The sequence below is a fragment of the Paenibacillus amylolyticus genome, assembly GCF_050990605.1.
Taxonomy (GTDB): domain Bacteria; phylum Bacillota; class Bacilli; order Paenibacillales; family Paenibacillaceae; genus Paenibacillus; species Paenibacillus amylolyticus_H.
Genome location: NZ_CP158832.1, coordinates 3,657,545 through 3,674,928, shown reverse-complemented (window position 1 = coordinate 3,674,928; position 17,384 = coordinate 3,657,545). Strand labels below are relative to the sequence as shown.

Sequence of the window (17,384 nt, the reverse complement as noted above, 5' to 3'; positions counted from 1 at the left end):
GATATGGTAGTAGGCGACGCTTCTCTCAATATCGACACATTAGTAATTGGTGCGGGTCCTGGCGGCTATGTAGCTGCCATCCGCGCTGCTCAACTGGGCCAAAGCGTATTGATTGTGGACAAATCCGAACTGGGCGGTGTTTGTTTGAACCGTGGATGTATTCCATCCAAAGCCCTGATCTCTGCTGCACACCAATATGAGTCTGCACTTCACGGTGAAGCTTTTGGTATCTCTGCTGAGAACGTAAAAGTGGACTTCAGCAAAACTCAAGAGTTCAAAAACGGCGTTGTTAAGAAAATGACTGGCGGCGTAGCCGGTTTGCTCAAAGGCAACAAAGTTGAAGTTTTCAACGGTGAGTGCATGTTCATCAACGAAAACGAAGCTCGTGTATTCAATGACCACGAGTCTCCACGTTACAAATTTAAAAATGCAATTATTGCAACAGGTTCCCGTCCTATCGAACTGAAACCTTTCCCGTTTGGCGGACGCATTCTGTCTTCGACAGAAGCTCTGAACTTGCCTGAAGTACCAAAAAGCATGATCGTTATCGGTGGCGGATATATCGGTGCCGAGCTTGGTCAAATGTACTCCAAATTCGGTGCAAAAGTAACAATCATCGAAGGTTTGGACACAGTACTGCCAGGTTTCGATAAAGACATGACTAGCCTTGTGGCTAAAAACATGAAGAAAACAGGCATCGAAATCGTAACGGGCGCAAAAGCTGAAAGTGCTGAGCAAACGGATAAAGATGTAACTGTTAAGTACTCTGTGAATGGTGAGTCCAAAGAAGTAACTGCAGATTATCTGTTGGTAACGGTTGGACGTCGTCCAAACACAGATGGTGAGCTTGGTTTGGACCTGATCGGTGTAGACGTTGACGAGCGTGGATTCGTTAAAGTTGACCACCAAGGTCGTACCAGCATTCCTCACATCTTTGCTATCGGTGACATCGTATCTGGCTTGGCTCTGGCACACAAAGCTTCTTATGAAGGTAAAGTGGCTGCTGAAGCAATCGCAGGACAACCATCTGTAGTTGACTACAAATGTATGCCAGCTGTTGTGTTCACAGATCCAGAGTGCTCCAGCGTAGGTTACACTGAAAAAGAAGCTAAAGAAAAAGGTTACAAAGTAAAATCAGGCAAGTTCCCTTATGCGGGTAACGGCCGTGCTGTATCTTTGAACCACGCTGAAGGCTTCGTGAAAATCGTAGCTGACGAAGAAAGCGGCCTTGTATTGGGTTGCCAAATCGTAGGTCTGGAAGCTTCCAACCTGATTGCCGAGCTTGGTTTGGCAATTGAAATGGGCGCTACTTTGGAAGATCTGGCTCTCACAATTCACGCTCACCCAACTTTGGGCGAAATCGTGATGGAAGCTGCGGAATTGGTTATGGGTCACCCGATCCACATCATTTCCCGTTAAGATCATCTAGGCTTCGGATCCGTCCGGCATTATATGTATATCAGAAGAGACGAATGACGTTAACGCGTTATTCGTCTTTTTTTTCTGAGCAAAAGCTGAGAAATTTAAGATAGTTGTGTATATGATATGATGAAAAGTTACACGCTCAAAAATTTCAGTGAATTGATTTTATCCAACAACTCATTGTGGTACACTTTAGTAATGATCAGTCATGATGTGGCTCCAAGCCAATCATGGTCTATATATTTAGTTAAACTAACCTTTTACACGAGAACGTAGAGGACAGAAAAAACCTGAAGAAGCGGAGCTAAAAGCTTTCTGAAGGAAAGCTGCATCGGAAGCATACGCTTCGCCTTTATCCCCGGATTTTACCTTTGGAAAAGGAAATCAAAAAAATCTGGGGATAACAGCGATCGGAAGGTTGTTCTGTCATTGGAGTGGTAAGTGTAAATATTCTTTAGTTTAGTACGAATAATAGTGCGAGGGGATAACAACATGAAAAACTATCTCGATTTATTACAAGATATTCTGAACAACGGCGTGCATAAAGGAGACCGTACAGGAACAGGAACACAATCTGTATTTGGCAGGCAGCTCCGTTATGATCTCTCCGAAGGATTCCCGTTGGTAACAACCAAACGAATTCATCTCAAGTCCGTTATTCATGAACTGTTATGGTTTTTGAGTGGCGATACCAATATATCTTATCTGAAAGAAAACGGTGTGAAGATCTGGGACGACTGGGCGGACGAAAATGGAGATCTGGGACCGGTGTATGGCTCGCAGTGGCGTACATGGGAAGCACCAAACGGAGAAAAAATTGATCAGATCGCTGCTGTCATTGATTCGATCAAACATAATCCGGATTCACGACGTCACCTTGTCAGCGCATGGAATGTGGCTGAGATTAATAATATGAAGCTTCCACCTTGTCATTTCGCGTTTCAGTTTTACGTTGCAGAGGGTAAATTATCTTGTATGCTTACAATGCGTTCCGTGGATACGTTCCTCGGGTTGCCGTTCAATATCGCGAGTTATGCGCTCTTGACTCATATGATCGCCCAGCAATGTGATCTCGAGGTGGGTGATTTCATCTGGTCTGGAGGGGATGTTCATATCTACTCCAACCATGTTGATCAGGTTAAAACTCAGCTGGAACGTGAACCTTATGCTTTACCTAAGCTGGTAATCAAGCGTAAGCCGGATTCTATTTTTGACTATAAGTTTGAAGATTTCGAATTCGAGAACTATCAGCATCATCCGGGCATTAAAGCTCCAATTGCAGTCTAATTATGTATTCAATCTCGATAAGAGACTTGGATTGAAGGAGTGTATTACCCTTGAGTATTGAATTGGTATGGGCAATGGGGGAGAACGGTGTGATCGGATTGAATAATTCGATTCCATGGCGTTTACCCAAGGATATGGCCTTTTTCAAACAACGTACACTGAACAAAACAATTATTATGGGACGTAATACGTGGGAATCCTTTGGTGGTAAGCCGCTTCCTCAGCGCCGTAATATCGTAGTGACAAGAGATCTGAACTACAAGGTGGAACAGGCTGAAATCGTACATACGATTGAAGAGGGTCTGAGTGTAACCAAAGGTGAGGAACTGTGCGTAATTGGGGGTTCCCAAGTGTATCGTGAGTTCTTACCACTGGCTGATCGTCTTGTGGTGACCAAAATTCATGAGAATTTTGAGGGAGATACGTTTTTCCCTGAAGTGGATTGGTCCGAATGGGAACTGATTGAACAGATTGAAGGCGAACAGGATGAAAAAAATGTTCATGCGTATACATTCGAATTTTACGAACGTAAACGGTAAATGTGGCATAAGAAAATCCTGACTTCGGTCGAACCTGTATGATGAGAGGCGCTGATTGCGAAATATTCGTGAACAGCGCCTTTTCTTTATAAAAAATGAGTCACTTGTTTAAATCGGAATACATATAACATTAATATAACATGATTAATTGCTATTTATGTATATTATACATACGACAAAGCTTTAAATAGTGAAAAAAGTGTAAAAGTTTTGAGGTTTTAACGTTGTGCAGCCCTAAAATGGGTCTGGTATTCGGAATCGAGAACGATTTTAGCAAAATATGTTGGATTTGATGACAAATTATCTAACATTTACTTAACGTTTCGACCTTTTATTTCTTTAACACACACCAGATTTTGCAGTTCAAAACCACATTTAACACCAAAATAAGGGTATTGACCAGGGGCAGACTTGAAAGATATGATGTATAAAATACAAATAATTATGCGGATAATCCATTTAATATTAAGCACAGTAAATGCTACTATAATTGAAATATCTTCGAGAAGATTTTGTGATACAATAGACAAAAACTCAAGTAATGAGTAATCCATTTCATATAGAACCATGCACATGAAGGGATTAAGACAAGAACGGATGGGGGAAAACGTAAGATGTCTACACCTACTGGATTTATGGAATACAAACGTCAACTGCCAGCAGATCGTGAGCCAGCGGAACGGATCAAGGATTGGGAAGAGTTTCATAAACATATGGCAGAAGAAGAACTCAGAACACAAGGTGCACGATGCATGGATTGTGGTACCCCGTATTGCCATACAGGTATAGATATGATTGGCGGCACGTCAGGTTGCCCCGTGCATAACTTGATTCCGGAGTGGAATAATCTTGTATATCGCGGACTGTGGAGAGAAGCACTTGAGCGCCTTCACAAAACGAATAATTTCCCGGAGTTTACAGGTCGCGTCTGTCCAGCTCCTTGCGAAGGATCATGTACAGTTGGCTTAATCGGTCAGCCTGTAACCATCAAAACGATTGAAGAAGCCATTATTGAAAAAGGTTTCGAAGAAGGATGGGTTGTTCCGGAGCCTCCTGAGAAACGCACGGGTAAACGTGTAGCTGTGGTAGGTTCAGGTCCAGCGGGATTAGCTACTGCGGCTCAGTTGAATAAAGCAGGACACTCGGTAACTGTGTATGAGCGTTCGGACCGTGTCGGCGGATTGCTGATGTACGGTATCCCAACGATGAAATTGGATAAAAAAGTAGTTCAACGTCGTGTTGATCTGCTCGAAGCAGAGGGTATCCAATTCATTACGAACACCGAGATTGGTAAAGATATTGCAGCGCAACAACTGGTGGATGAATATGACGCTGTTGTGTTGTGCGGTGGTGCAACGAAGCCGCGTGAATTCAATATTGAAGGCAGCGACTTAAAAGGCGTTCATTACGCCATGGATTTCCTGAATGGTAGTATTAAGAGTTATCTGGACTCCAATCTGGAAGATGGTCAATATCTGTCCGCTAAAGATAAAGATATTATCGTCATTGGTGGCGGTGACACAGGATCTGACTGTGTGGCTACATCGCTGCGTCATGGTTGTCGTACCATTACTCAATTCGGTACACATACACAAGCGCCTATGGAACGTGATCGCATTAACAACCCTTGGCCGCAATTCCCGAACGTATATACACTTGATTATGCACAAGAGGAAGCCAAAGCGTTGTTTGGTCAAGATCCGCGTGAGTTCTCCATCATGACAACAAAATTTGTCGGAGACGATGAGGGGAACCTCAAAGAATTGCATACAGTACAGATCGAGCGTATTGTGGATGAGACGGGTCGCAAAATTTATCAGCCGATTCCAGGTACAGAGCGTGTATTCCCGGCTCAGATGGCCATGATTGCCATTGGTTTTGATGGACCGGAACAAACGTTGGTAGAGCAATTGGGACTTGCAACAGATCGTCGCACAAACGTTAAGGCACGTTACGGCAAATACAACACCAATGTGGATAAAGTATTTGCAGCAGGTGACATGCGTCGTGGTCAAAGCTTGGTTGTATGGGCGATTAATGAAGGCCGTGAGGCTGCTCGTGAAGTGGACAAATACTTGATGGGTGCTTCGGTTCTGGTGTAAAAGTATAGAACAAGAATAAGATATAAATGTCAACCTTCGCGATCAGCGAGGGTTGTTTGCTGTTATTTTAACAATGTGACTACATATTTCATGTAAGTGTGAGCAATATCATTGCTTTTTAAGTGATAAAGATTTATTATTATATTATAATGATTATAAATAAGAATTATCTGAAACCAACAATCCGTACGATAAAAGTAAAATTCAATGAATATAAACCGGAGGTGCGACCTGCTATGGCAAGTAACCGGGACAAGTCCATTTCAGAACAGATCTTTCACATTAAAAATCAATTGGTTGAAAAAGGATATAAGTTAACACAACAACGAGAAGTTACTGTACGGGTATTGCTTGAACATGAAAAGGATCATTTTAGCGCAGAGGAAGTATTTCTTCTGGTTAAGGAGCAGTTCCCTGAGATTGGATTAGCTACCGTATACCGTACTCTCGAACTGCTGAGTGACCTTCAGGTTGTTGAAAAAATTAACTTTGGTGACGGTGCTGCGCGTTTTGACCTGCGAAGTACAGACGGTTCCCATCATCACCATCATTTGATTTGTACAGAATGTGGTAAAGTGGAAGAGATTATGGAAGATGGTCTGCTTCGTTTGGAACAACAGATCGAGCGTCAGTATGGCTTTGCTGTTACAGATCATCGTCTGGATTTCCAGGGTGTATGCAAAGAGTGCAGACAAAAGCATGTATTAAAAGAACAGGCAGCAGGATAATTCATTTCGGGAAGGTGCTCCCGAATCCAAAATCTGATATAATGAGTTTCAGAAGCAAGGGGCTTCCGTCGGCGGAATGCCCCTTTTTGCCGTCATGCGGACGGTGAAGGAGGAGAGATGGACGGATGAAGACACTGGTTATAGCGGAAAAACCCGACATGGGTCGAACCATTGCCGCCGTCATAGAACCAAAGGCCAAGAACAATCGCACGTATCTGGAAGGTGAACAGTACATCATCACTTGGGCGATAGGGCATTTGCTCGGATTGGCTGAACCGGATGCCTATGATACAAAGTACAAGCGCTGGAATATAGCAGACCTGCCGATCATACCCGATCAGTTCAAGATTGTACCCAATCCGAGAACAAAAGATCAGCTCAAAATGATTGGAGAACTGGCAAAACGGGCCTCAGCGATCGTTAATGCTTGCGATGCAGGGAGAGAAGGCCAGTACATCTTCGCCCTCATACAGCAGCAATTGAAGCTGCGTCAGCCAGTAAAACGTTTGTGGATATCGGATTTGACGGCAGAGAGCATTAGACGTGGTTTTGATGGTCTGAAGGATGCCTCTGAATTTGAAAATCTGACCCACGCTGCTCGCGCCAGAAGTGAAGCGGATTGGCTGATCGGCATGAACGCCTCACGGGCATTTACAACCCGTCATAATGCATTGTTGTCTGTAGGCCGTGTGCAAACACCGGTACTTGCGCTAATCTACGATCGCGAAATAGAGATTGAAGCGTTCCAGTCACAGACCTTTTATGAAGTGGCCGCCTGGTTTCGGCAGGAGGGTGTGGAGTACCGGGGACTGCGTCAGGGAGACAAGTTGACCGATGCGGAAGCAGCAGAGGCTATTGCAGCCAGTGTGAAGGGCAAGACAGGGCAGATTACCAAATACGAAGCGAAGCAGACGAAGGAGTATCCATATCGTTTGTATGACCTGACCCTTTTACAGCGTGAAGCCAATGCCAAGTTTGGATATGGTGCCAAAAAAACACTGGATATCGCGCAGGCCTTGTATGAAAAACACAAGGTGATTTCGTATCCGCGGACCAACTCCAACTTTGTTACCGAACAGAATATTGAAGGAATGCACAAAACGCTAAACCTGCTTAAAAGTGGTACGTATAGTGAGCTTGCGCAAGGGGCCAAGCCAGAGCTTGTTCATAAGAATAATAAAGGGGTATGTAATCCAAGCAGGGTTGAAGATCACCATGCGATCTTACCTACACTGAAGCGACCGGGTACCTTATCCAAGGATGAACAGAATATCTATGATTTGATTGTAAGGCGTTTCTTGTCTCACTTTTATCCTCCGGCGGAGTATAAGCAACATACCGTGCTCACCGAAGTGGAGAAACATCAGTTTAAGACATCTGTCAAAGAGCTGTTGTCCCTCGGATGGAAAGTGGTTCTCGGTTCTGGGGACCAGGAACAGGGCGGTGCAGGCAAGAAGAAGACCAAGAAAAACGGCAATGAAGAAGAGGAAGCTGAAGAGTGGACGGACAAGGCTTTTGCTGTACAACCTGAATTGCCTGTTCAATGTACGAAGAGTGAGTTCAAGGAGAAGGCAACTCAGCCTCCCAAAAGTTATACAGAGGGAACATTGCTCAAAGCGATGGAAAGTGCAGGCAAACAGATTGAGAATGAAGAGTTGCGAGATGCGATGAAAGATAGTGGTCTGGGTACTCCGGCTACACGTGCGGCTACAATTGAGCGCCTCAAAAACGTTGGTTACATTACGCTGCAAGGGAAGAAAATGCAGTTAACGCTCAAAGGCAGAACGGCTATTGAGTTGATTCGCCGCGCAGGTGTAGATCTGTTAACTTCACCTGAGATGACAGGCCAATGGGAAAGAAGGTTATATCAGATTTCCAAAGGTGAGGCGGGGCAGGACAAGTTCATGGAGAACGTTAAGAAATTTACCTTGTCCATCATTGAGAAAGTGCGTGTACAAGCCCCAGCACCAGCAGATGCTTTTGGGGAAGATTCACGGGCAGGCAGGGGGAAAGGAAAAGGAGCCAGCACCCAGACTGGCAATACAAGGACATCTGCCAAGACAGCTAGTGGTGGTTCCGCTGTAAAAACGTCCCGTCAGACTTCGACATCTTCGTCCAGAGCTGGCAGTGGGAAAAGCACGACCACCAAGGCGCCGTCCTCAAGTGCAAGCCCATCGGGAGTGAGAGAGTTACTGGCACCTTGTCCTTCTCCCGGCTGTACAGGTCAGATTATAGAAGGCAAGAAGGGTTATGGATGCTCACGTTTCAAGGAAGGCTGTTCGTTTGTGGTCTGGAAAGAGTATGCGGGCAAGAAAATCACCAGTACGATGTTAAAATCGCTGATTGAGAAGGGGAGTACCCAGGTACTGTCGTTTAAACGAAAAGACGGGAGTACGGTGAAGGCACGGATTATTTTACAAGACGTGGTAACAGGCAAGTTATCTGGTGAGAAACAGGATGCTTGATGTTTCATTATAAAGTAAAAGGACCCTTATTAAAGGGTCCTTTTCTGTTGCTGCTGTTGTATATTTTCGTGTATGACTTTAGGGACTTCTTCCAGTGCAGTGATAGTATACATCGACGTTTCCGGATTAGGTTGAAGTTCTACGATGTTGTATTGCCATTCATTCGGTTGTTTGATATATATGCTGTGAATTCCGGCTTTTACAGCAGGCATAATATCTGTGCGTAGTGAGTTGCCAATCATCCATGTTGCACGACGATCAAACGGACCGTTAGACAGAATGCCTTCCAGTGCCTCGACGTTTTTGTGTTGTCGGATATAGATCCGATCATCAAAATAAGCCGAGAGTTTCATCTGATCAATCTTGCGCTGCTGGATCACGGTTTCGCCCCCGGTATATAAGTAGAGGGAATGTCCAGCACCTTTGAGGTTCTCAAGCGTTTCAACCATATGAGGGTAGGGTTCAACCTCCTGATCGTACACACTCATACCCAACTTGCTCAGATAAGACTCTTCTCTGGGAGAGGTTAATCTGGCGAACTTGCCGGAGAAATAACGATAGGTGTCAATCAGGGATTGCGGGAAATGATGACTCGCAAAACCAAGCTTGTTCACTCCGGTTACATCGATCTCAAGCTGTTTTTCCCGGATCTCTTGTGTTGTCAGAGAATGTCCATCAAACCACTCTTGCATATTCTCAAAGAATTCTCCCAAAATCAGGTTGAAGTACTTGTTGCAATATACGAGTGTATCATCAAGGTCAAACAAAATATGTTGTTTCATTAATTTCATGATCTAACTCACTCCTTGTAGCCAGCAACTCTGCAATGGTGCAACTAAATTATATGCGAATGTAGGATTCCAGAAACATATTCAATTCAGATACGCCATCTGGGCGAATACTGTATTTCTCTTTACGATTACTTCCGAGCAGATGGGTTCGTAGCAGACCTGCGATACGTAGCGCCATGACCTGATCTTTGACGGTGTCTTCGTCTTTATCCAATTCTTCACACATCTCAGCGAGAGACTTGGGTTCATCCGATACGTAACGAAGCAGGCGAAGTCTTTCGGGATCAGCCAGAGCATGGGTGAAACGTAAAAGGCATGTTGGTGGCTGGTCTTCGTTCTCTTCTGGTGCATCTACGGGATACTGCATGATCATCATACCCTCATAGAAGCAATACATATTAATAGGGCGATTGTGCACCGTGGGAAACAGAATGACTTCGTTCAGTCCAGGCATCGGTTCAACAAGAACTCCTGCTGTAGCATATTCAATAAGCAGTTCAGGGCCCATTTTATCAAGCAAAATACGTTTTTCTTCGGCATCTTCTTCCAGCCATACACGCTGATCTTCGCTGATATTCTGACAGTAGTGTTCATCCCATAGTCGCAATAATGGGACATAACTGTTCCGAATGCGCGTAGATTCTTCTATTGTAAGAGCCGGCAGAAGAGGAGACACACGTGCATACAGGTCTTCCGCTGTCATTCCGGCAAGCATGTCCAGAAAATCACGATTCTCCGATGTATCATTTTGATATGCTGCCCATGCAAACAAAACATCAAAATCATCAAAGGGCCAAGTGGCCGCAGGTGCGAGCGCAGCTCGTACATTGGAACTTAGTTTGCCTTCCACTTCCAGAATCCATTCAGGACCAATATCCAGATGCTGAATCCATTTTTTCGTGACATAAACCAGAAAGCTGTTAAGCATTTCATATATCGGTGAAACATCAATTTTCACATGATAAGCCATAATGTTGCAGAATCCTCCCGTCACATCTAAATGTACACAGCGACTTAGTACTATTATGGCTTGTTTTGCAGGGCGTTGTCCACTATAATGTTCAAGTCCGGGGCGAAGCCCCGATCTTTGATTAGCAGTTTAAAACCATATCTATAACATACAAAAGTCGTCAGCGATGGCGATTTTTCTTTGTGTGCTCGCAGGAGGAATGAATTCGTGTCATATATTACTCGTCCCAAACTATCGCACTCGACAGCCAACTATCTCATTTTGATTACGGTTATTGTGGTGGCGGGAATAAGTCAGGGGCTTTTGCTGCCTGTGCTTTCGATTTTTTTGGAGCAAAAAGGGGTTTCACCAGGTTTAAACGGATTAAACGCCGCGGCGTTGTATATTGGTTCATTTGCCATGACGCTTGTTGCGGAGCGACTACTGGGTGCATTCGGGTTCAAAAAGCTGATTGTAGGCGGCCTGTTATTGGTCATGGTTCCATTGATCCTGTTTCCTTATTTACCGGATATTAAAATATGGTTCATTTTGCGTTTGATCGTTGGAATAGGAGACAGCGCACTACATTATGCGGCCCAGCTCTGGGTGCTGCTTGTTACTGCACCTGAAAAGCGTGGACGCTACATATCATTATATGGCATGTCCTATGGACTCGGATTCAGTATTGGTCCATTGGGAATTAAGCTGCTTGGATTCGGTGATGCAGTCCCTTTCTGGGTCTTGTTCATATGTATTGCCGCAGTACTTGTACTGGTGTTAATGAAGCTTCCGGATACAAAACCGGAAAAAGCAGAGCATGGCCAACTGCCGGAACGTCGCTTCCGTCGCAGCCTGGCATGGGCCTGGTATGCACTGTTACCAGCACTTTTATACGGATATATGGAAGCAGGCATGAATAGTAACTTCCCCGTGTACGGCCTTCGGATTGGATTCGATACCAATCAGATTTCGTCGTTGCTTCCTTTTATCGGGATTGGAGGTTTGTTCCTTCAATTGCCTCTCGGAATGTTGAGTGACCGATATGGGCGTAAGAAGGTATTGATGTTTGCGGGGATCAGCGGGGGAATCATCTTCATGCTGGTTCCAGTCGCAGGTATGCATTTCTGGTGGACGCTTGTATTGTTAACAATCGCAGGTGGCTTGGTGGGATCCTTTTTCTCACTGGGCTTGGCCTATGCCGCAGATATTTTGCCTAAAGTGTTGCTGCCTGCAGCCAACGTTGTGGCATCTTTTCATTTCACGATTGGAAGTATTATTGGACCAAACCTGGGTGGTCAGATAATCAACTGGATTTCACCCGGAAGCATGTTCACCTTGCTCGGAATCCTGTACCTTCTTTTTGGCTTGGCGGGTATATTATTTCGTCGTAAACCTGAATTCGAATCTGTGTTAAAATAGAAGCTGGTGTTCGCATGGAAATTGATGTCCATTTCCGAGTACACTAGTGGTAGGGAAAAACATGGACAAGAGGAGACATCGCGATGATCAGAGTAGAGAATTTGAGTAAATCCGTTGGCGTGGACCGCGTTCCCGTTCTGCGGGATATTCGATTTGATATGCAACAGGGTGAAATGATAGCTGTAGTTGGCTCAAGCGGTAGCGGAAAAAGCATGTTGCTTAAATGTTTAGCCATGATGGAAAAATGGGATTCCGGGCGTTTTACGGTGGATGGTGCCGAGATTCTGAAAGAAGGCTGGTCCGGAAAACGGAAAATCAAACGGGAATGGGCATACTTGGAACAGAATCCAGAATTATTTCCTAGACGTACAGCTCTTAAAAATGTATTAATCGGACGATCGGGTCAGACTCCCGTATGGAGAATGGTAACCGGTATGGTACGTTCCGATGACTATATGGGTGCTATGGATTATCTCGAAGGATTGGGATTACTCGATAAAGCACATCAAATCGCAGAGAAGCTCAGTGGTGGAGAGAAGCAACGGGTTGCCATTGCAAGAGCACTTGCTCATGGTGCCAAAGTGGTTTTGGCCGACGAACCTGTGATTGGTCTTGACCCGCACACAGCAGATTCGGTGCTGGAAACGCTGCGCAAATTATGTGAAGAAGAACGTGCAACAGTCATTGCAGTATTGCCTATTGAACTTGCTGAGAAACATGCCACACGGATCTGGGGACTGGCAGACGGCAAGATCGCTTTTGATATTCGTGGACGAAGACTGACACAGCAAGAAAAAAACCAGATTTAAACTATTGAAAAGAGTGATGAGATTGTTTAATTCACGGTGGGGACGCTTCATTGCAGCAGGAACAATGGCAATTATGCTTGGTTCTGTTCTAAGCGGATGCACAGTCATAAGTGACCCCAAGGGTTTGATGAGAAAACCAATGATGTCCACCGATAAGGAGAAACTGTATAACGTGGTTCAGGTTAAACTGCCGCCAGAGAGCACGTTGATTCGTCCCAAGGATATGAATAATACCAGTATGATTCGAGTGGAAGACCTGAACGGGGATGGAACTCGGGAAGCGATTGTTTTTTATGAGACGCCAAATGAGAATGTGCGAATCCATGGCATGATTTTGGAAGAGCAGGGAGGCACATGGGTTAAAAAGCTTACATTTGATGTGCCGGGAAGTGAGTTGCAATCCTTTAAAGTATTGGATATTACGAATGACGGAAATCCGGATATTATTCTTGGTGTAAGTCTGCAGGAGCAGAAGGCCCTGACTGCATATTCCTACAAGGGCGGAGCACTGGAGCAGGTCTTGGGTGGAGTTCCGTATAATCAATATATCATTGATGATGCGCAGGGGAACACACTGGATTTGAGCGGAGATGGTAAAAGTGATTTTGTTATCATTTCGCTGAACAACAACGGTTTTGCAACGATTGCGTTGTACCAGTACGAAGATGGCAGCTTCAAGGAAGTTGATCGGGTGCAGACCGATTATACCGTTAAAGAAGTTTATAATGCTCTGGGCGGAGAGATCGCCAAAGGACAGACGGGTATTGTATTGGATGCAGAGTTGGATGATCGAAGCTCCTTCTCGCAAATTATGTATGTTAAGGATAACAAGTTAGTGAATGCTTTTAAATCACCGGATCAAACGTATAGAGATGACAAAATTTTAAGCGGTGATGTTGATAATGATGGTATTATTGAGTTTGGACTTAAAGAGACTCCAAAAGGTTGGGAGCATTACGTTTTTGACTCCAGGTTGTGGTTCTATACCTACTACCAATGGGATGGCAAAGAAGGCAAGAAATTTGTCTCGTTCCAATTCCGGGATGATGCTGATTTATTTCATCTAAATCTGAAACCAGAGTGGTACGGTAAGATTACTATTGATACCAAATCGGAGAAGGACAAATATATTCGATTTAAAATGATTGATACGGACGAAACCGTGGCAGAGATCAAATACTTCACCCTTCCCAAGTGGGAACAGGAGAAGGGTAAAAGCTGGAAGGAAATTACACGTACCAAAGATCGGGTTATTGCTTCAAGAGTAGCACAATCAGAGGCGGGTAAAGATGCATTGAGCAATACTTCACAGCTGAATAGAAAGGGAGAACTTAATGAGTAAAGTACTTATTCTTGAGGATGAAGAATCCATCCGCAGTTTTATAGTGATTAATTTAAAGAGAAACGGATTCGAAGTGCTTGAAGCGGGTGACGGTCATGAAGCGCTTCGCATACTGCAGACAGTACCGGATATTGATCTGGCTCTGCTGGATGTCATGGTACCAGGTATTGATGGATTCGAGGTGTGTCGACGGATCCGTGAAACCAATGAACGTCTGGGCATCATCTTTTTGACCGCGAAAGTGCAGGAACAGGATAAAGTGTACGCACTCTCCGTTGGTGCAGACGATCACGTTAGCAAGCCTTTCAGCCCAACAGAGTTGATTGCGCGTATTCAGTCTTTATTACGCCGTGTGAACGTGCATCGGGAAACTGCGGCGAAGGTTACGTTCCAGTCTGGGCCATTTTCACTGGACCTGATCTCGAAGCAATTCAAGAAACAGAATGAAGCCATTGAGTTGACTCCAACGGAGTTTTCCTTGATTCAGTTTTTCCTGGAAAAAGAAAATACACCGCTCAGCCGCGACGTCTTATTAGATCATGTATGGGGAAAAGAGTACATGGGTGATCCCAAAATTGTGGATGTTAACATTCGTCGTCTGCGTCAAAAAATTGAGAACAATCCTTCCGAGCCCGAATACCTGCAGACTGTATGGGGTCACGGGTACAAATGGAAGGGCCGGGAGCAATGATTAAAAAAGGCATTACACGGCAGATCGTACTACATTATTTCTTTGTAGTTTTTCTTGCTCTGCTGTTGGTCGAATTCGTATTCATGTTGGCAGTACAAAGGTATTATTATGAAAGTATCTACAATACGATTAGTACGCACATTTCCAATTCAAAGGACTTTTTCGAGCCGATTGCCCGTGAAAATAACACGGAAGACGGCAATAATCTGTCTAGATTGATTGTGAATTTGGCATTGTCCAATACAGAATTGGAAATTTTGGATCTGAACGGGCGCGTATTGGCGAGTTCAACTGCTTTTGAATCTGACCGTGCTGTGCTGCAAACCAGTGATATTATGCAGGCTTTGAACGGGGATATGGGACGCTGGATTGGAAGACAACCAGGTACTGGAGAATCTGTCATGGCCGTTTCACACAAGTTTGATCTGGGCGGCGAAAATACTTATGTTATTCGATATCTGACATCACTCGAAGATGTTAATTCAAAGCTGTTGAATATGGGACTACTTGCCGCTGCGGTCGGTGTTGCCGTGCTTGCGATTGTTCTGATCATCAGTATTGGTATGGCAAATTCCATTGTACGTCCAATTAACAACATCACCGCAGTATCTGCCCAAATGGCCAGAGGACGGCTGGATGTCAGGGTAAAGGGGAATTATAAGCACGAACTGGGCGAATTGGCATCGACGCTTAACTTCATGGCACATGAAATCGTGCGCAGTAATCAGATCAAGGATGATTTTATCTCTTCAATCTCACATGAATTAAGAACACCTCTGACCAGCATTAAGGGCTGGAGCGAGACACTCGACTCAGGCGGTTATGATCCGGAAGAGACCCGTATCGGTATGGGCATCATTTCCAAGGAAACCGAACGACTGATTGGACTTGTTGAAGAGATGCTGGATTTCTCAAAATTGCAGCAGAATCAGATGAAGCTGGTTAAAGGAACGGTCAACATTCGTGAAATTGTGCAGGAAACGATGTTGAATGTCTGGGCCAAAGCAGAACAAAAACAAGTTCATCTGAAGTTGGAAACAGACGAGACTCGTGCTTATAATGTCCATGGAGACGGCAACAGACTGAAACAAGTCTTCTTAAACGTTGTGGATAATGCGATCAAATTTTCACATGAGAATTCCTGGATCTTCTTGTCCGTCAAAGAGGAGAATGGTCAGATCATTGCAGCTGTTCAGGACACTGGTATCGGAATTAGTGAAGAACACCTAATCAAAGTACGGGACCGCTTCTTCCAGGTTAATCATCAAAATGGGGGAACGGGATTAGGTCTTGCGATTACGCAAGAACTGGTAGAACTGCATGAGGGAACAATCACGATGCAGAGTGAACTTGGATCTGGTACAACCGTTACGGTTATATTACCGGCCTTGTCTGAAGAGATGGTTCCAGAAGAATCTGTAACACAATCTGGTGATACTGCAGTCCCTGAAGAACGAGCAGCAACTGATGTGAAATTGGATCGAGAAAAATAATATCCATATCAACACAAAAAAAGGCGAGCCATCCGAGGCTCGCCTTTTTGTATAATGTCTGTTTCATTATGAAGAAAGTTCACCAGTGCGCAGGCGCCCACTCTTCTCATATACTTCTTTCAACATACGAACAGGTTGCGTACGAACAGCCGGTTTGGCAGAGATAATCTCGTTAGGTCCAACGACCACAATTTCATCCGCCGTACCTTTGACGATTGCACCATCCTTGATTATTGCACCTTCACCGATGATGGCGCGTTCGATGTGAACTCCACGGCCTATACGTGCATTAGGCATTACGACACTGTCTTTTACCTCTGAACCCTTACCTACTTCAGCACCGCAGAAGATTACAGAACGCTCTGCGTGACCTTCGATGGCACAAGAGTCGTGAATCATGGAAGCTACATGCTCAATCTTCGCTTGTCTAACCTTATAAGCACTTGGCTTAGAGCGCCATTCGCGGGTAAACATCGGCCAGTTCTCTTTTTGCAGACTCCAGTCTTCATCATTATGCAACAGATCCATATGAGCATCCCAAAGGCTTTTAACTGTACCTACATCTTTCCAATAACCATTAAAGTTATAGACAAAGAGGGGATTGTTTTCATTCAACATTTGTGGAATAACATCTTTACCGAAGTCATGGCTGGATTCAGGGTTAGCCGCATCTTCCAAGAGATGGCGTTTCAGATAATCCCATTTGAACATGTAGATGCCCATTGAAGCCAGATTACTTTTCGGTTCAGCCGGTTTCTCGGCAAACTCGGTTACACGCAGATCAGCATCGGCAGCCATAATCCCAAAGCGATGCGCTTCATCCCATGGAACTTCCATAACCGAAATCGTTGCTGCGGCATTATTGGCCTGATGAGCCTCCAACATATCACGATAATTCATATGATAAATATGGTCACCCGACAAAATTAGAACATTTTCGGGGTTTTGTTGATCAATATAGTCGATATTTTTATAAATAGCATCCGCCGTTCCCAAGTATTCGTCATTTCCTGTATGATAAGATGGAAGCAAGGAAATTCCTGCCTCACTTGAGTCGCCATGTCCCCATGGTTCTCCTTCACCAATGTGATCGTGTAACGATTCCGCTTGGTACTGCGTCAATACTCCTACAGTATCGATCCCTGAGTTTACGCAGTTACTGAGAGGAAAATCGATGATCCGGTAGTGCCCACCAAACGGTACAGCGGGTTTTGCGATACTTGAGGTTAAAGGGGCTAGTCGCTTCCCTTCTCCTCCCGCCAACAGCATAGCGATGCAATCTTTATTAAACATAATCGTTTCCCTCCCAAAATATTGTGCATTGTAGTACATCATTAACGCAAAGTA

At 44.5% G+C, this 17,384-nt stretch carries 14 protein-coding genes; 11 read left to right on the top strand and 3 right to left on the bottom strand.

The annotated features are described in order from the left end of the window. Nucleotides 1-3: 3 nt before the first annotated feature. From lpdA to ABTV53_RS16330, 6 genes are all read left to right on the top strand, one after another. A complete protein-coding gene (lpdA, locus tag ABTV53_RS16355; protein WP_433744242.1) occupies nucleotides 4-1,419 on the top strand; it encodes a dihydrolipoyl dehydrogenase in 1,416 nt (471 codons plus the stop codon). Between the two features lie 495 nt (nucleotides 1,420-1,914). Further along, entirely contained in the window at nucleotides 1,915-2,709 is a 795-nt protein-coding gene (gene thyA, locus ABTV53_RS16350) for a thymidylate synthase (RefSeq protein WP_433744239.1), read from the top strand. A gap of 50 nt (nucleotides 2,710-2,759) precedes the next feature. Continuing rightward, nucleotides 2,760-3,248 carry a dihydrofolate reductase gene (locus ABTV53_RS16345; protein WP_036613663.1) on the top strand — a complete coding sequence of 163 codons (489 nt, stop codon included), beginning with the start codon at nucleotides 2,760-2,762 and terminating at the stop codon, nucleotides 3,246-3,248. 614 nt (nucleotides 3,249-3,862) lie between these two features. Beyond that, a complete protein-coding gene (locus ABTV53_RS16340) occupies nucleotides 3,863-5,350 on the top strand; it encodes a glutamate synthase subunit beta (RefSeq protein ID WP_150366716.1) in 1,488 nt (495 codons plus the stop codon). A 236-nt stretch (nucleotides 5,351-5,586) separates the two neighbouring features. Then, the gene (locus tag ABTV53_RS16335; protein ID WP_036613667.1) at nucleotides 5,587-6,078 is read left to right on the top strand and encodes a Fur family transcriptional regulator; all 492 of its coding nucleotides are present in this window, start codon (nucleotides 5,587-5,589) and stop codon (nucleotides 6,076-6,078) included. A 125-nt stretch (nucleotides 6,079-6,203) separates the two neighbouring features. After that, entirely contained in the window at nucleotides 6,204-8,543 is a 2,340-nt protein-coding gene (locus ABTV53_RS16330; protein WP_433744234.1) for a DNA topoisomerase 3, read from the top strand. A gap of 29 nt (nucleotides 8,544-8,572) precedes the next feature. On the opposite strand, the gene ABTV53_RS16325 is transcribed toward ABTV53_RS16330, so the two are convergent. Both ABTV53_RS16325 and ABTV53_RS16320 read right to left on the bottom strand, forming a co-directional pair. Further along, nucleotides 8,573-9,334 carry an HAD family hydrolase gene (locus ABTV53_RS16325; protein WP_433744231.1) on the bottom strand — a complete coding sequence of 254 codons (762 nt, stop codon included), beginning with the start codon at nucleotides 9,332-9,334 and terminating at the stop codon, nucleotides 8,573-8,575. A gap of 49 nt (nucleotides 9,335-9,383) precedes the next feature. Beyond that, nucleotides 9,384-10,304 (bottom strand): ArsR/SmtB family transcription factor, encoded by a 921-nt coding sequence (locus tag ABTV53_RS16320; RefSeq protein ID WP_433744229.1) that lies wholly within the window; start codon nucleotides 10,302-10,304, stop codon nucleotides 9,384-9,386. Nucleotides 10,305-10,511: 207 nt separating this feature from the next. On the opposite strand from ABTV53_RS16320, the gene ABTV53_RS16315 reads away from it, so the two are divergent. The 5 genes from ABTV53_RS16315 to ABTV53_RS16295 all read left to right on the top strand — a co-directional run bounded on the left by ABTV53_RS16315 (nucleotide 10,512) and on the right by ABTV53_RS16295 (nucleotide 16,037). Then, nucleotides 10,512-11,702: an MFS transporter gene (locus tag ABTV53_RS16315; RefSeq protein ID WP_433744226.1), complete on the top strand. Its 1,191-nt coding sequence runs from the start codon at nucleotides 10,512-10,514 to the stop codon at nucleotides 11,700-11,702. An 83-nt stretch (nucleotides 11,703-11,785) separates the two neighbouring features. Beyond that, complete coding sequence (locus ABTV53_RS16310) at nucleotides 11,786-12,511, top strand: phosphonate ABC transporter ATP-binding protein (RefSeq protein ID WP_091020744.1); 726 nt, start codon at nucleotides 11,786-11,788, stop codon at nucleotides 12,509-12,511. A 22-nt stretch (nucleotides 12,512-12,533) separates the two neighbouring features. Further along, on the top strand, nucleotides 12,534-13,853 hold the full coding sequence (locus tag ABTV53_RS16305; RefSeq protein WP_433744223.1) for a hypothetical protein: 1,320 nt from the start codon (nucleotides 12,534-12,536) through the stop codon (nucleotides 13,851-13,853). After that, a complete protein-coding gene (locus ABTV53_RS16300; RefSeq protein WP_017688086.1) occupies nucleotides 13,846-14,544 on the top strand; it encodes a response regulator transcription factor in 699 nt (232 codons plus the stop codon). Before ABTV53_RS16305 ends, ABTV53_RS16300 begins: the two co-directional genes overlap by 8 nt. Then, on the top strand, nucleotides 14,541-16,037 hold the full coding sequence (locus ABTV53_RS16295; protein WP_433744220.1) for an ATP-binding protein: 1,497 nt from the start codon (nucleotides 14,541-14,543) through the stop codon (nucleotides 16,035-16,037). The genes ABTV53_RS16300 and ABTV53_RS16295 overlap by 4 nt, the downstream gene beginning before the upstream one ends. Nucleotides 16,038-16,103: 66 nt before the next feature. Here ABTV53_RS16295 and ABTV53_RS16290 read toward each other — a convergent pair whose 3' ends face one another. Further along, on the bottom strand, nucleotides 16,104-17,330 hold the full coding sequence (locus ABTV53_RS16290; RefSeq protein WP_433744217.1) for a glucose-1-phosphate adenylyltransferase: 1,227 nt from the start codon (nucleotides 17,328-17,330) through the stop codon (nucleotides 16,104-16,106). Nucleotides 17,331-17,384 lie beyond the last annotated feature (54 nt).

Excerpts from the sequence above, each read along its gene's own strand:
- lpdA (WP_433744242.1), top strand. The coding sequence starts at position 4 with ATGGTAGTAGGCGACGCTTCTCTCAATATCGACACATTAGTAATTGGT.
- thyA (WP_433744239.1), top strand. The coding sequence starts at position 1,915 with ATGAAAAACTATCTCGATTTATTACAAGATATTCTGAACAACGGCGTG.
- ABTV53_RS16340 (WP_150366716.1), top strand. The coding sequence starts at position 3,863 with ATGTCTACACCTACTGGATTTATGGAATACAAACGTCAACTGCCAGCA.
- ABTV53_RS16335 (WP_036613667.1), top strand. The coding sequence starts at position 5,587 with ATGGCAAGTAACCGGGACAAGTCCATTTCAGAACAGATCTTTCACATT.
- ABTV53_RS16330 (WP_433744234.1), top strand. The coding sequence starts at position 6,204 with ATGAAGACACTGGTTATAGCGGAAAAACCCGACATGGGTCGAACCATT.
- ABTV53_RS16325 (WP_433744231.1), bottom strand. The coding sequence starts at position 9,334 with ATGAAATTAATGAAACAACATATTTTGTTTGACCTTGATGATACACTC.
- ABTV53_RS16320 (WP_433744229.1), bottom strand. The coding sequence starts at position 10,304 with ATGGCTTATCATGTGAAAATTGATGTTTCACCGATATATGAAATGCTT.
- ABTV53_RS16310 (WP_091020744.1), top strand. The coding sequence starts at position 11,786 with ATGATCAGAGTAGAGAATTTGAGTAAATCCGTTGGCGTGGACCGCGTT.
- ABTV53_RS16300 (WP_017688086.1), top strand. The coding sequence starts at position 13,846 with ATGAGTAAAGTACTTATTCTTGAGGATGAAGAATCCATCCGCAGTTTT.
- ABTV53_RS16295 (WP_433744220.1), top strand. The coding sequence starts at position 14,541 with ATGATTAAAAAAGGCATTACACGGCAGATCGTACTACATTATTTCTTT.
- ABTV53_RS16290 (WP_433744217.1), bottom strand. The coding sequence starts at position 17,330 with ATGTTTAATAAAGATTGCATCGCTATGCTGTTGGCGGGAGGAGAAGGG.